This window comes from Streptomyces sp. NPDC031554, assembly GCF_055580685.1.
This window is the reverse complement of record NZ_JBVIKX010000008.1, coordinates 313,246-326,870: the sequence shown is the minus strand read 5'-3', so window position 1 is coordinate 326,870 and position 13,625 is coordinate 313,246. Positions and strand designations below refer to the sequence as shown.

Annotated in this window: 16 protein-coding genes; 9 read left to right on the top strand and 7 right to left on the bottom strand. The window is 75.1% G+C overall.

The genetic code is table 11. The annotated features are described in order from the left end of the window. Positions 1-47: 47 nt before the first annotated feature. Positions 48-440, bottom strand: coding sequence for a VOC family protein (locus ACZ5FU_RS22515; RefSeq protein WP_451529984.1), 393 nt, complete (start codon positions 438-440; stop codon positions 48-50). Positions 441-509: 69 nt separating this feature from the next. After that, complete coding sequence (locus tag ACZ5FU_RS22510; RefSeq protein ID WP_451529985.1) at positions 510-974, bottom strand: pyridoxamine 5'-phosphate oxidase family protein; 465 nt, start codon at positions 972-974, stop codon at positions 510-512. Between the two features lie 154 nt (positions 975-1,128). Between ACZ5FU_RS22510 and ACZ5FU_RS22505 the strand changes: the two genes are divergently transcribed. Both ACZ5FU_RS22505 and ACZ5FU_RS22500 read left to right on the top strand, forming a co-directional pair. Continuing rightward, on the top strand, positions 1,129-1,491 hold the full coding sequence (locus ACZ5FU_RS22505) for a DUF1304 domain-containing protein (protein WP_451529986.1): 363 nt from the start codon (positions 1,129-1,131) through the stop codon (positions 1,489-1,491). After that, on the top strand, positions 1,488-2,051 hold the full coding sequence (locus tag ACZ5FU_RS22500; RefSeq protein WP_451529987.1) for a TetR/AcrR family transcriptional regulator: 564 nt from the start codon (positions 1,488-1,490) through the stop codon (positions 2,049-2,051). The genes ACZ5FU_RS22505 and ACZ5FU_RS22500 overlap by 4 nt, the downstream gene beginning before the upstream one ends. 4 nt (positions 2,052-2,055) lie before the next feature. On the opposite strand, the gene ACZ5FU_RS22495 is transcribed toward ACZ5FU_RS22500, so the two are convergent. Beyond that, positions 2,056-2,922, bottom strand: a complete 867-nt coding sequence (locus ACZ5FU_RS22495; RefSeq protein ID WP_468836343.1) for a hypothetical protein — start codon at positions 2,920-2,922, stop codon at positions 2,056-2,058. A gap of 469 nt (positions 2,923-3,391) precedes the next feature. Here ACZ5FU_RS22495 and ACZ5FU_RS22490 point away from each other — a divergent pair, with 469 nt between their 5' ends. Both ACZ5FU_RS22490 and ACZ5FU_RS22485 read left to right on the top strand, forming a co-directional pair. Next, positions 3,392-4,342 (top strand): NADP-dependent oxidoreductase, encoded by a 951-nt coding sequence (locus ACZ5FU_RS22490; RefSeq protein WP_451529989.1) that lies wholly within the window; start codon positions 3,392-3,394, stop codon positions 4,340-4,342. 239 nt (positions 4,343-4,581) lie between these two features. Next, complete coding sequence (locus tag ACZ5FU_RS22485; protein ID WP_451529990.1) at positions 4,582-4,962, top strand: anti-sigma factor antagonist; 381 nt, start codon at positions 4,582-4,584, stop codon at positions 4,960-4,962. A 12-nt stretch (positions 4,963-4,974) separates the two neighbouring features. On the opposite strand, the gene ACZ5FU_RS22480 is transcribed toward ACZ5FU_RS22485, so the two are convergent. Further along, positions 4,975-5,931, bottom strand: a complete 957-nt coding sequence (locus ACZ5FU_RS22480) for a ribose-phosphate diphosphokinase (protein WP_468836340.1) — start codon at positions 5,929-5,931, stop codon at positions 4,975-4,977. A gap of 205 nt (positions 5,932-6,136) precedes the next feature. Between ACZ5FU_RS22480 and ACZ5FU_RS22475 the strand changes: the two genes are divergently transcribed. Beyond that, positions 6,137-6,799, top strand: coding sequence for a DUF4230 domain-containing protein (locus tag ACZ5FU_RS22475; protein ID WP_451529992.1), 663 nt, complete (start codon positions 6,137-6,139; stop codon positions 6,797-6,799). A 224-nt stretch (positions 6,800-7,023) separates the two neighbouring features. Beyond that, a complete protein-coding gene (locus ACZ5FU_RS22470) occupies positions 7,024-7,689 on the top strand; it encodes a VanZ family protein (protein WP_451778115.1) in 666 nt (221 codons plus the stop codon). 37 nt (positions 7,690-7,726) lie between these two features. Here the strand turns inward: ACZ5FU_RS22470 and ACZ5FU_RS22465 are convergent, their stop codons facing one another. Continuing rightward, positions 7,727-7,969 carry a hypothetical protein gene (locus ACZ5FU_RS22465; RefSeq protein WP_451529994.1) on the bottom strand — a complete coding sequence of 81 codons (243 nt, stop codon included), beginning with the start codon at positions 7,967-7,969 and terminating at the stop codon, positions 7,727-7,729. A gap of 256 nt (positions 7,970-8,225) precedes the next feature. Here ACZ5FU_RS22465 and ACZ5FU_RS22460 point away from each other — a divergent pair, with 256 nt between their 5' ends. The 3 genes from ACZ5FU_RS22460 (at position 8,226) to ACZ5FU_RS22450 (ending at position 11,579) form a co-directional block, all read left to right on the top strand. After that, on the top strand, positions 8,226-8,882 hold the full coding sequence (locus ACZ5FU_RS22460; RefSeq protein ID WP_468836334.1) for an HAD family hydrolase: 657 nt from the start codon (positions 8,226-8,228) through the stop codon (positions 8,880-8,882). Beyond that, complete coding sequence (locus tag ACZ5FU_RS22455; protein WP_469046478.1) at positions 8,879-10,186, top strand: FUSC family protein; 1,308 nt, start codon at positions 8,879-8,881, stop codon at positions 10,184-10,186. The genes ACZ5FU_RS22460 and ACZ5FU_RS22455 overlap by 4 nt, the downstream gene beginning before the upstream one ends. 361 nt (positions 10,187-10,547) lie before the next feature. Further along, complete coding sequence (locus ACZ5FU_RS22450; protein ID WP_451529997.1) at positions 10,548-11,579, top strand: SDR family oxidoreductase; 1,032 nt, start codon at positions 10,548-10,550, stop codon at positions 11,577-11,579. A 211-nt stretch (positions 11,580-11,790) separates the two neighbouring features. On the opposite strand, the gene ACZ5FU_RS22445 is transcribed toward ACZ5FU_RS22450, so the two are convergent. Both ACZ5FU_RS22445 and ACZ5FU_RS22440 read right to left on the bottom strand, forming a co-directional pair. Continuing rightward, positions 11,791-12,066 (bottom strand): hypothetical protein, encoded by a 276-nt coding sequence (locus ACZ5FU_RS22445; protein WP_469046476.1) that lies wholly within the window; start codon positions 12,064-12,066, stop codon positions 11,791-11,793. A gap of 69 nt (positions 12,067-12,135) precedes the next feature. After that, positions 12,136-13,425 (bottom strand): ROK family transcriptional regulator, encoded by a 1,290-nt coding sequence (locus tag ACZ5FU_RS22440; RefSeq protein ID WP_451529999.1) that lies wholly within the window; start codon positions 13,423-13,425, stop codon positions 12,136-12,138. Positions 13,426-13,625 lie beyond the last annotated feature (200 nt).

The following is a 13,625-nucleotide window of genomic DNA, read 5'->3' as shown; positions in this document are numbered from 1 at the left end:
CGTCGGGTCAGGGGGCGGGGCCCGGCCTGATCCCGACGGGGGGCCGGTCAGTCCTGCTTGGGGGCCGTGGACGGGCGCAGGCGCAGGGTGAAGGAGTGGCCGGCCGGGTCGGCGTACTGGCGTTCCTCGTGCGGGCCGGGGGCGCCCTTCGTCTCCAGGGGGCGCCCGGCCAGGCCCACGATCCGGCGTTCCGCCTCGTCGAGGTCCTCCACCAGGAACTCCAGGTGGGCCTGGAGCGAGGCCTCGGGGCGGGGCCAGCTGGGCGGGGTGGCGTTGACGTCGCGCCGGAAGCCCAGCCGGGTGCCGGCGGCGCCCGTGATCTCCACGAGGTTGGCGGACGCGTGGGTCACCTCGGCGTCCAGCAGGCCCGCGTAGAACTCGGCGAGCTTCTCGGGCTCGGCGCAGTCGAGCACCACGATGCCCGCTTTCACCAGTGACATGTTCTCCTCCGCGAGGTCGGCCGGCGGGGCGGACCCGCGCCGCCCCCGGAACCTGCGGTTACCCCGGATTCAGCCGGTCACCAGCCACTCGCCGTCCCGCATCAGCTCCCGCCCCGCGGGGTCGTCCGTCTCGCGCCAGGCCTGGATCCGGCGCGGCCGGACGTAGAAGTACAGGTGGGGCACGGGCAGTTCGCGCGGGTCGAAGCCGGTCTTGGCCGCGAAGATCTCGGCGTCCTCCTCCGGCAGGTCGGCCGGCTCCACCGCCAGGACGGAACCCTCGACGAGCACGACGTCCCGGGTGGGGCCGATCCCGAGGCGGGCGACGCCGGTGGCGCGCAGGTTCCGTCCGGTGCGGCTCGCGGCCGGGGTGGCGATCAGCAGGGTCGCGCCGTCCCAGACGTAGGAGAGCGGGACCAGGTGGGGGGCCGCGCCCTCCTCCGCGGCGGTGGCGACCCAGGCGTCGACGTCGTGCTCCAGCCGGTGCAGGGTGTCGTGCCTGCGCTGCCGCGGGGAGCGTGCGGGTGCTGAGGTCATGATCCCAGTGTGACCGCGGACGGCCGTGCGCGCAGGAGCTCTCCGGCCGGCGGCCCCGCCCCGGCACCCGTCCGGCCGAGGAGGGGCACCCGCCGGGCCGTGATGGACACCTGTCCAGCTATAGTGGACACCTGTCCAAGAAATGGGGAAGACGATGGAAGCCGTCGCCGGCGTTCTCGTGGGGCTGGTCGCCGCACTGCATGTCTACATCCTGGTGCTGGAGATGTTCCTGTGGCAGGGGAAGCGGGGGCGCGCCTTCCACGGGTTCGACGCGGAGATGGCCCGCGCGACCGCCCCGCTGGCCGCCAACCAGGGCCTGTACAACGGTTTCCTGGCGGCGGGTCTCGTCTGGGGGCTGGTCGCCGGCGATCCGACCGGTTTTCGGGCGCAGGTGTTCTTCCTGTGCTGCGTGATCGTCGCGGGCGTCTACGGCGCGGCCACGGCGAACCGCCGGATCCTGGTGGCGCAGGCGCTGCCCGGCGCCCTCGCCCTGGCCGCCGTGCTGATCGCCCGGTGACCCGCGGCGAGCCGGAGGACCCGCGGGCGGCCCGCACCCGGGCGAGGCTGCGCGCCGCGCTCCTCGACGAGTGCGCGCGGCGGCCGCTGGCGGAGGTCGGCGTCGCCGCGCTGGTCCGCCGCGCCGGCGTCGGCCGGGCCACCTTCTACGTCCACTACGACGACCTGGAGGCCCTGGCGGTCGACGCCTGCGCGGACGTCGTGGGCGAGGCGGTGGAGGCGCTGCACGCCTGGCGGGGGCGCCCCGACCCGGTGCGCGCCCCCGCGGCGCTCGCGGAGTTCTTCGCGTCGCTGGCCCCGCACGCGGCGCTGTACCGCGCCCTGTTGACACCGGGCGGCGGGGGCCCGCTGGGCCGGGTGCTGCACCGGGACCTGCGGGCGTACAGCCTGCGGGAGCGCGAGCGGGCGGGCGCGGCCGACGCGCCGCTCGTCGCCTCGGCCGTCGCCGCGACCTTCGCCGGGGTGCTGGCGGACTGGCTGCACGGCCTGCTGGACGCGGGGCCCGCCGAGATCGCCGACCAGGTGTGGCAGTTGCTGGTCGCCCTGCACGCGAGCCGCTGAGCCCTCACATGCAGGCCGGCCGGTCCCTCGCCGCGGGCCAGGCCTCGACGCCGTCGGGGGTGCGGACGTACGCCGTCCCGCGGTCGTCCGTCAGCCACAACCGCTCCTCCCCGTGGCGGTACCCGGTGTCGCGCGCGCCGGCGGGCAGCGGCACGTCGGGGTCGTACGGGGCGGTCGACAGGTCGGTCCCGAGGACGCCGTCGGGGTCGCGGACGTAGGTCGTGGCCGTCTCCGCCCGGCCGAGCGTCAGGAAGCGCACGGACTGCCAGCCGCAGTGCTCCGGGCCGGGAGAGCTGTGGATGCGGGCGACGGGCTGCCGCTCGCCCCGGGCGTCCGTCCAGAACTCGTACCACCCCGATCCGGTGAAGCCGGCGGGGAGTTCGGCCGGGTCGCAGGAGGCGCTGGTCTCGGGACCCCAGCCGGGCCGGTCCCGCTGGTCGCGGGCGACGACGACGGCCACCTTGGTGCGGCCGCCGACGTCGAGGGAGTACAGCACCCGGTCACGCTCGCGGCGTTCCACGCGGTAGCCGGAGTGGGGCACCTCGGGCGTGAAGAGGCTGAAGTAGAGCCGCAGTCCGTCCTCCGGGGTGTCGCCCGCGTCGCCGTCGCCCCAGCCGTCGGGTCCGTTGCCCTGGAAGATCCCGCTCTCGCACTCCAGGGCCCGGCCCGCGGCGCCGGCGACGGCGAGCAGGGCCCGCGGGCTGCTCCCGTCCCCCTCGTTCCCCTCGTCCTCCTCGCCGACGGGGACGTCGAGCGGGCCGCCGTACGGGGTCGCCGGGGCCGTCCCCTCGACGACCAGGTCGCCGTCCCCGGCGCCGCATCCCACGGCCACGGCCGCCAGCACCGTCACTCCCACGAGCCCTTTGCGCATTCCCGCTCCCGTTCCTGTGTCCCTCCGGCCGTTCCCCCGGCCGTCCTCGCGCTCCTGCGACGCGGCGGGGGCCCGGAACGTTCGGCCGGCCGCCCGGAAAGGTCCAGCGGGTCGCCCGGAACGTCCTGCGGGACGCCCGGGGCGGGACGCCGATCGCCGCGCGCAGGTGCCGGCGCGGCGAGGTGCCGGCGGAGGCCGGCGCCGGGGCGTCGTCGACGAACAGGACGTCCGGGTCGAGGCCGACGCGCGGGAACGGCCGGCGAAACTCGTCGGCGACGTCGGCGAGCAGCCGGCGGGTGGTGGCCCGGCGGCCGTCGAGGAGACCGGCGGCGGCGAGCACGAGGGCGCCGGTGCGGACGGACGCGACGCGCGTGCCGGACGCCGCCGCCCGCCGCGCATGGCACGGTCTTGTCGCGGAGTGGCCGTCTTGCCGTTCACGGGTGCGCGGATCCTGGCAGGCTGTGGCCCCATGAGTACTGAGCGCACGATGCGCGTCATCGGACAGGACGTCCTCGGCGGACCCGAGGTTCTGAAGGTGGAGACGGTGGAGCGGCCCGAGCCGCGTCCCAACGAGGTGCTGGTGCGGGTGCGCGCGGCCGGGGTGAACCCCACGGACTGGAAGCACCGCGCCTCGGGCGGCTTCCTCGGCAAGCCGCCGTTCACGCTCGGCTGGGACCTCTCCGGCACGGTGGAGAAGGTGGGCATCGGCGTCGCCGCCTTCGCGCCCGGTGACGAGGTCTTCGGCATGCTGCCCTATCCGCACGGCCACGGCTCGCACGCCGAGTACGTCGCCGCCCCGGTGCGCGCCCTGTGGCACAAGCCCGCCTGCGTCGACCACGTGCAGGCGGCCGCGCTGCCGCTGGTGTCGCTGACCGCCCTCCAGGCGCTCGGCGAGGTCGCCGACCTCCGGGCGGGCCAGCGGGTGCTGATCCACGCGGCGGCCGGCGGCGTCGGACACGTGGCCGTGCAGATCGCCAAGGAGCGCGGCGCCCACGTGATCGGCACGGCGAGCACGGCCAAGCACGACTTCCTGCGGGACCTGGGCGCCGACGAGGTGATCGACTACCGGGAGACGGACTTCACCGAGGCCGTGAAGGACGTCGATGTGGTCCTGGACACCATCGGCGGGAGCACCGCGACGGGGTCGCTGCGGGTGCTGCGGCCGGGCGGCGTCGTGGTGTCGATCCTGCCGGTCGGGTCGCGGAAGTTCTTCGAGGAGGCCGAGGCGCTCGGTGTGCGCGCGGTGCGGATGCTCGTGGACGCCGACCGGGCCGGGATGCGCCGGATCGCCGAGCTGGTCGAGGCGGGCAGCCTGCGCGCCACGATCGCCGGGACGTTCCCGCTGGCCGACGCCGCGGAGGCGCACCGGCTCGGCGACACGGGCCGGACCACCGGCAAACTGGTCCTGACCGTCGACTGACGGAACGTCACTTCCCCTGCGGTGGGCGCGCGTACGCCCGCCGTAGGGGTATTCTTCACCACTTCGTTCACGACACGAAAAAACTCGGTCGAGACACGGCCTTATTTCGAAGACATATGTCAATCGAACATGCTGGAATTCACTCGATCGGGGGTAACTTGCTGGGTGGGGAACTACCGTGCGCGCCCCCACCGTTGGAGGCTCCCGACCGGTGGAGCTGTGTGGGAGGCGATGTCGTCGTGCAGCAGGAATCCCCCGCGGACACTCCGTACCTGCGCGTCCGCGAGGACCGGGGGTACACGGTGCTGGAGTTCCGCGGCGAGATCGACATCGTTGCCGCGGCGGAGATCGGCTCGCACCTGGACGGTGCCACGGCCGGCCCCGCGCCCCGCGTCGTGCTCGACCTGAGCGGGATCGACTTCTTCGACTGCTCGGGGCTGCGCCTGCTCTACCGCGCCCGCGCCCGGGTCCGCGACCACGGCGGCGACCTGCACCTCGTCTGCACCCATCCGCTGACGCTGCGCGTCCTGCGGGCCACCGGCCTGTCCCGGCTGCTGCCGCCCGCGGCCAGCCTGGAGGCGGCCCTGGAGCGGCCGGGGGCCACGTACGGCTCGTTATGACCCCGCTCCCGGTCAGGGTCCGTCGCGGTCCGCCTCGAAGAGGGCGCTGACCGACTCGCCGTTGTGGATGCGCCGTACGGCCTCGGCGAGGGCCGGGGCGATGGACAGCACGCGCAGCTTGTCCGTGTACTCCTCCGTCGCCACGGGCACCGTGTTGGTGCACACGATCTCCAGTACGTCCGGCTGCTCGCTGAGCCGCTTGAGGGCCCCGTCCGCGAAGAGTCCGTGCGTGCAGGCCACCCGGATCGACCGGGGCCCCGACTCCCTGAGCCGGTCCAGGAGTTCGAGGACGGTGCTGCCCTTGGCGATCTCGTCGTCCAGCACGATCACGTCCCGTCCGGCGACCTCGCCGATCACCGTGTTGATGCTGACCCGGTCGTCGGCGTACCGCTGTTTGGCGCCGGCCGCCACCTGCGCGCCGAGCATCCGGGCGAACGCGGCGGCCTCCTTGGCGTTGCCGAGGTCGGGCGAGACGACGGTCGTCCGGGTCAGGTCGTGGCGGCGGAAGTGGGCGGCGAGCTCCCGGCGGGCGTGCAGATGGTCGACGGGGACCGAGAAGAAGCCGTGCACCTGCGGGGAGTGCAGCGTCATGGTGAGGACGCGGTGCACTCCCGCCGCCGCCATCAGGTCGGCGACCAGCCGTCCGCCCAGCGAGATGCGGGGCGCGTCCTTCTTGTCGGAGCGGGCGTAGGAGTAGTGCGGCATGACGACGGTGATCCGGCCCGCGGACGCCCCGCGGGCCGCGTCGCACATCAGCAGCAGTTCCACCAGGTGCTCCTGCACGGGCCGGACCAGGGGCTGCACGAGGAAGACGTCGCGCTCCCGGCAGTTCGCCCGGAGCTGGACCTCCAGGCAGTCGTTGGCGAACCTGCTGAGCCGGGACGGGCTGAGGGGCACGCCGAGGTGGGCGCAGACCTCGGCGGCCAGGTCGGGGTGGGCACTGCCGCTGAACACGGAGATGTCGCGCACTGAGGCTCCTCGGGTGACCCAGGTCCGGCGGGCGGGATCTCCCATGCTGGCCGATGCCGCCCTCCCCGTCACCCTCACCGCTGGGCCGTACGGACCTCTCCCCCGCCCGCGGCCGTCGCGGGCACCCGTGTCACAGCTCCTCGACAGGCGGGCCTGCCAAGGCGTTTGACGGGCATCAGGGGAGCAGGAAGGAGGGAGCGCCGACATGACGACTTCCATCAAGCGCCTCCCCAGGCGCATGCCCGGCTGGGCCAAGGTGCTCACCGCCGTCGTGGTCGTGCTCGCCGTGATGTTCGCCGGGATCCGGCTCAGTCTGCTGCCGGGGCTGCGCGACGTGTTCGGCACCGAGACCCACGACCGTTCGGGGCCCGCGCTGCTCAAATCCATCCAGGACATGAGCCGCTACGAGGCCGCCTCCGGCAACTTCCAGGTCGTCGTCGACCTGGAGAAGGACGCCAAGTACCTCCCCGACGCGCTGCGCGGGACCAGGACCCTGTACGTCGGGGCGGGCACCGTGGACGCCTACGTCGATCTCGGCAAGGTCGGCGACCGGGACGTGACGGTCGACGCCGACCGCACGTCGGCCACGCTCCGGCTGCCGCACGCACGGCTCGGCACACCGGCCCTGGACCCCGACCGCTCCTACGCCGTCTCCAAGCAGCGCGGTCTCCTGGACCGGCTCGGCGACCTCTTCTCGGACAATCCCAACGGCGAGCAGGCCGTGCAGAAGCTCGCGGTCCGCCACATAGGCGACGCGGCGAAGGACAGCGAGCTGACCGCGCGCGCCGAGAGCAACACCACCGGCATGCTCCAGGGCCTGCTGCGCTCCCTCGGCTTCACGGAGGTGCGCGTGACGTACGGCCCGTGACCGACGGACCGTGACCCGATCCGCCGCCCGTGCGGTGCCCGGCCGCGTCGTCCCGGCACGGCCGGGCACCGCACGAGACGGCACAGCACAGCACAGCACGGCACAGCACAGGCGAACGGAACCGGAACCGACGGGGCGAGACCCCGCCCGGAAGCCCTCGCATCCTCCGGGCATCCGGGGGTAACAGCCCCACCACGCAGGTAAGTTGAAGACTGGAGGACCGCATGGACCGTGCAGCCACACGCCCCCGTGCCGCAGCGCTGCGCGCGCTCACCGCGTTTCGCCCGCGCACCGCGAAATCCGGACCGCCGGCGAAGTCCGAGCCCTCCGCGCGGACCGCGCCGGCCGAGCGCGGCGGGAGGACGAGGCCGGTCAAGCGGGCGAAGTCCGAGGAGCGGGCGAAGTCCGGCGGCGCCGAGCAGGGCGGGCGCCGGCCGTTGCCGCTCCCCCTGCGGCTGCTGGCGATGCTCGTCGCCTTCGTGTTCATGGTGGGCTTCGCCGTCGTGCTGGCCCGGCTCACCCTGGAGCCGTCGCCCGCCTCCGAGGCGCTCGTGCACTCGAACCTGCGGCCCGGCCAGTCGCTGAGGGCGTACCTGGACCAGCCGGAGCTGCGCGACGCGGTGAAGCAGATCGGCGGGAACCTGCTGCTCGGCGTGCCGTTCGGCGTGCTGGTGCCGGTCGTCGCGCCCCGGGCGCGCGGACTGGTGCGGGTCATGCTGCTGACCGCGGGCGTGATGCTCCTGGTGGAGTTCGCCCAGGGCGCGCTGGTCACCGGACGCGCCTTCGACGTCGACGACGTCATCCTCAACACCACGGGCGCGCTCATCGGGTACCTGCTGGTGGGCCGGCGGATGAGCCGGGCCGTGCACGCGCGGGAGCGCCGGGCGTGACGACGCGGGTGCGCCGGAGGGGGTGGCCGGGCCGTCCCTAACGGGGCCGGGGTTTCCATGTGTACCGGTCACCGCCCACCCAGCGCACCACGTCCGGGTCGTCGAGGTCGTGGACGATGATGCCGTACGCGGCGGCCGTCTCCAGGACGTCGGTGACGGCCCTGGCCTCACCGACCACCTCTCCGTCGATTTCCACGATGCGGAACGGCGACGGACACGGCTGCACCCCGAGCACCGTGATCCGCGGACGGGAGATGTAGGGGCTCGCGATTTCGGTCATGTCATAGAGCGTAAATCGCAACCAGCCGGTATGAATCACCTCGTTTCGCCGTCGTTCCCGCCACCCCGCCGTCGAGGAGGCCCGGCCCCGGAAGGGCCGGGCTCCGGCGGGCCCGGTGGGCGGCGGGAACGGCCGGCGGCGGGCCGCGGCGGGCGGTGGGCGTGGCGGGCGGCTGACGTGGTACCCGGTGCGGGCCGCGCGAACGGACGGAACCGTCCAGCGCGCGGGAGACTCCGCACGACGAAAGGACCCCCGGATGGAACGCGCCGCCGTCTTCGACGTCGACGGCACCCTCGTCGACACCAACCACCTGCACGTCGTCACCTGGTGGGAGGCCTTCCGCCAGGCGGGCCACCGGGTGCCCATGCACGCCGTGCACCGGGCGATCGGGCTCGGGTCGGCCGACCTGATCGCCCAGGTGCTGGGCGAGGACCACGACGACGACCGGGACGCCGGGTTGAGCGCCGCCCACAAGGCCCTGTACGGCCAGTACTTCGACCGGCTGCCCGCGCTGCGGGACGCCGGGGCGCTGCTGAGGCGGCTGCACGGGGACGGCTGGAAGGTGGTGCTCGCCACGTCGGCGAGCGGTACGGAGCTGTCGGCCCTGCGCCGCGCCCTCGACGCCGACGAGGTGATCACCGCCACCGCGAGCGCCGACGACGTCGAGGAGGGCAAGCCCTCCCCCGAGCCCGTCGAGCACGCCCTGGAACTGGCCGGGGTGCCCGCCGGGCGGGCCGTGTTCGTCGGCGACACCGTGTGGGACATGCGGGCGGGCCGACGGGCCGGGGTCCACTGCGTCGGCGTGCTGTGCGGCGGCATTCCGCGTTCCGACCTGGAGGAGGCGGGCGCCCAGGCGGTCTACGACGATCCGGCCCATCTGCTGGCGGCCCTGGAGGACAGCCCGCTGGCATGAGTGTCCGCGGCGGAACAGGGACGGACGAGGCGCCCCGGCGGCGGCGCCTGACGGAAACGGTACGACGGGAGGCGAGAGGTGTCGGCCGGGCCGCGCGGGCGGTCTGCCGCGGGCCCGGCCGGGAACGGGACCTGGTCGTCCAGTCGCTGAAGGCGGCCGGGGCGGCCCTCCTGGCCTGGCTGGTGGCGGGCATCTGGCTCGGCGACCCGATGGCCCTGATGGCGCCCTGGTCGGCGCTGGTCCTGGTGCAGGCCACGGTGTACGGCTCGCTGCGGCAGGCCGCCCAGCAGTGGACGGCGATCTGCGCGGGCACGCTGCTGGCCTCCGGGGCGCAGGCCGTCACCGCGGACACCCTGGGCGCGCTCACCCTGTCGTTGCCGGTGCTGATGCTGCTGGCCAACTGGCCCAGATTCGGGGACCAGGGCGTCTACGCGGCCACCACGGCGGTGTTCACGCTCGCCTCCGGCGCGGTGTCGGCCTCGGCGGTCGGACACCGGGTGGGACAGGCGGCGCTCGGCGCGGTGCTCGGGATCGCCGTCAACGCGCTGGTGCTGCCGCCGGTGCATCTGCGGGACGTGCGGGAGAACCTGGCCGCGCTGGTGCGGGAGGCCGGCGAGGTGCTGGACGCGGTGGCGGCCGGGCTGCGGGAGGGCGAGTGGGACACGGGGACCGCCGCCGAGTGGTCGCGGGCGGCCGCCCGCCTGGAACGGCGGCGCGAGGGGCTGCGCTCGGCGCGCGGCTGGAGCAGGGAGAGCCTGCGGCTGACCTCCGGGCCGCTGCGCGCGCTGCACCGGCTCCCCCTGGACGTGCCGCCGGAGACCGAGGACGCCCGCTGGGGCCGGGTCACCGACCACGTCGTGGCCCTCACCCGCACGCTGGCGGTGGCGGCCGACGACGAGCGCGCGCCCGCCCCGCCCGGGACGGCGGCCCTGCGGACGTACGCCCGGCTGCTGGAACTGCTCGGCGACGCCTGCCGGACCGCGGCGCGGCGGACCGCGACCGCCGGGACGGGCGACGCGGAACGGACCGCGCGCCCGGCTCGACCGGACGAGCCGAACGGGCCGAACGGGCCGAACGGGCCGAACGGGCCGGATGGGCCGGATAAACCGGAGCCCGGCCCACCGGACGAGTTGGACGAGCTGGACGAGCTGGACGAGCTGCGGCGCAGCCTGCAGGAGAGCCTGCGCGAGCACGCCACGCGGGACGCGGCGCACGCGGCGGTCCTGGGGGCGCTGCTGCTCCAGGCGGAGAGCCTGCGGGCCGAGATCCTCCCGGCCGCCCGGGAGGCGGAGCGGAGCCGGTGACACACGTCACCGCAGGAGGCGGCGGGAGCGGGAACACCCGCCGGCCGTTCGCCGTTGAACAGACCGTGGGTGCGGACGGGACAGTGTCCCCGGGCCTCACCATTCGCCCACAGGGACGATCGTTCGGCTGAAGCCCTGTGGAGCCCTTCGCCGAGAGGCGACCGCCGTGCGTGCCCACACCTCGACCGCCCCGGCCGTGATTCCCCCGTCACGGTCGGGGCTCTCCACTGTCCGCCCCCGGTGCCCCCGGCATCCCCCTCCCTCCCGCGGGTCCCCGCGACCGGGACGACCGGGCGTTCGCGTGCGTCGTGCGGAACAGGGGTACTCGTCGCGCTCGGCCGACGGCGACGAGGAGGAGTCGATGGCGAGCAGCGGGTCGGGCAAGAGGGTCGTGGTCACCGGGGCGACCGGCAACGTCGGCACGAGTGTGGTGCGGCTGCTGGCGGAGGATCCCGAGGTGGAGTCGGTGGTGGGGCTGGCCCGGCGGCTCCCGGACCACAGGCCACCGGGCACCCGGTGGTCGACGGTCGACCTGGGCGCCGAGGGGAGCGAGCTCACCGGGGTGTTCGAGGGCGCGGACGCGGTGGTGCACCTGGCGTGGGCGTTCCAGCCGACACACGATCCCGCGACGACGTGGCGGACCAACGTGCTGGGAAGTCTGCGGGTGTTCGAGGCGGTGGCGACGGCGGACGTGCCGGTGCTGGTGCACGCCTCGTCGGTGGGCGCCTACTCACCGGGGCCGAAGGAGCGCGCGGTGGGCGAGACGTGGCCGACGCACGGCTGGCCGGACGCCGCGTACTGCCGGGAGAAGGCGTATCTGGAGCGGGCCCTGGACACCTTCGAACGCGATCACCCGGGCATCCGGGTGGTGCGGATGCGGCCGGCGTTCCTGTTCAAGCGGGAGGCCGCGAGCGAGCAGCGCCGCATCTTCGGCGGCCGGCTCCTGCCGGGGCCGGTCCTGCGGCCCGGACTGCTGCCCTTCCTGCCGGACGTGCCGGGGCTGCGGATGCAGGCCCTGCACACCGAGGACGCGGCGGAGGCGTACCGGCTCGCCGTGCGCACGGACGTGGGCGGGCCGTTCAACCTCGCGGCCGATCCGCCCCTGGACGCGGCGCTGCTCGCCGAGATGTTCGGCGCCCGCCCGGTGCGGCTGCCCCGGCCGGCGGCACGCGCGGCGATCGCCGCCGCGTGGGGGCTGCGGCTGCTGCCCGCCTCCCCGCACCTGTTCGACGCGGTCCTGCGGCTGCCGCTGATGGACTGCACCCGCGCGCGCGTCGAGCTGGGCTGGCGCCCGCAGCGTACGGCGCCGGAGGCCCTGGAGGAGTTCCTGCGCGGGGTCCGCGCCGGCGCGGGCGCACCGACGGAGCCGCTGCGGGGGCGCAAGGTGGGCTGACCGCCGGCCGGCGCACGCGGGCCGGGCCGGGCCCGGCCCGCGTGCGCCGGCTACACCGTTCCGGTACGACGGCGAAAGCCGCCCGGTCGGCCCCGCGACGGTCGTCTCCGCCGTGCGGACGATCGTCGCGGGTCACCACCGGACGGCAGGCCGTCGGGCTCACGCGGGTCTTCCCGGGCCCGTCCCAGCCGTATCGGCCGTCCCGGCCGTATCAGCCGGGCGGCTCGTCGGGGGTGGGGTGGTCGGGGTTGACGGTGGCCGGGCGGGGGGCGCCCTGGCGGCCCGTGCCCGCCTCGTCCGTGTCGGGGACGTCGGCGTCGGGGCCGGTACCGGCGTCGTCGGGGTCGTCGCTCTTCCCGGGGTTCCCGTCCGGCCGGGCGGGGGCGACGTCCCAGCGGTCCTCGCCCCCGTCGGCCTGCTGGTCGGGCAGGTCGCGCGGGACGGGGGTGCCGTTCTCTCCGGGGCCTTCGAGCCGATGATCGGTCACGGCGCCCTCCCTTCGGGGTCGTGTCGCACAGAGCGGAACGCGGGTACCTCCCGGGTGACCGGCGAAACCTCAGTGCGGGGCGCGTTCCTCCAGCGCGGTGCGCCAGGCGGGCGCCGGGCCGCTCGGCAGGGGCTCGGGGCGGCGGCCGCCGCGGGAGAAGAAGTCGGCGAGCGGCAGGATCGCGGCGCCCACGGTCACCGCGTCGGGCCCGAGCCGGCCCAGTTCGACGGCGACCTTCTCCGCCGGGTGGCGCAGCGCGTACGCCGTGGCGTGGCGGCGCACGGCGGGCAGGAAGCGGGTGCCGAGCTGGAGGCCGGCCCAGCCGCCGATGAGGATGCGCTCGGGCTGGAAGAGGTTGATCAGGTCGGAGAGTCCGGCGCCCAGGTACTCGGCGGTCTCCTCCAGCACGGCGAGCGCGACCGGGTCGGGTTCGGCGCCGTCGGCCGGGTAGGCGGCGGCGAGCATCGCGGTGAGCGCGGTCTCCTCGTCGGCGTCCCGGGGCGGCCGGCCGCCCTCCTCGCGCCAGCGGTCGAGGAGCGCCTCGGCGCCCGCGTACGCCTCCAGGCAGCCGAGCGCCCCGCAGCGGCAGCGGCGGCCGCGCACCCGCACGGTCAGGTGCCCCCACTCGACGGCCCGGCCGTTCTCCACGTCGGGGGTGACCAGGCAGGCGCCGACGCCCGAGCCGAACAGGACGACGCAGGCGTTGCGGGCCCCGCGGCCGCCGCCGAACCACATCTCGGCCTGGCCGAGGGTCCTGGCGCCGTTGTCGATGAAGTACGGGACGCTCTCGGGGAGCGGGGAGCCCGCCCGCAGCAGTTCCTCCAGCGGGACGGCGTCCCAGCCGATCGTCTGGCCGTGCACGACGGCGCCGTGGTCGGGGCCGCGCTCGACGATGCCGGGGACGCCGATGCCGACGCCGAGCAGCCCTTCGGGGTCGAGGTCCGCGGCGGCGAGCACCTCGGCGACGCCGTCGCGGATGTGGCCGACGATGCCCCCGACCTCGTACCGCCGCTGCTCCAGCGGCCTTTCCGCGCGGGCGAGCTCGGTGAGGGTGAGGTCGAATAGCTCGACGCGCACCCGGGTCTCGCCGACGTCCACGCCGATCATGTGGCCGCTGGCGGGCGCCACCCGCAGCAGGGTGCGGGGCCGGCCGCCGTCGGAGTCGACGCTGCCGGCCTCCTCCACGAGCCCGTCGGCGACCAGGTCGGCGACGACGTTGCTGACGGAGCCGGAGCTGAGGCCGGTGGCCGGGCCCAGCTCGAAGCGGCTGAGGGGGCCGTCGAAGTAGAGCCGCTGCAGGACGGCCGTGCGGTTGGCCCGCCTGAGATCGCGTACCGTACGCCCGTTGCGCCCCGTCATGTCGGCCCCCTTCAGAACCCTGCCCGATCTGCAACATACCTGGGCGGGCGGGATCCGCGCGACATTCGTCCAACCCTTAGTTCATGCTGTGAGCTAAGAGAGGGGCGCGTTCTCGATCCCCTCCGGGGCGGCGGGCGGCACGACGCCGGCGAGGAGCCGGGCCGGCGGTCCGGCCGCCGCGGGAGCACGCGGCGCGGCCC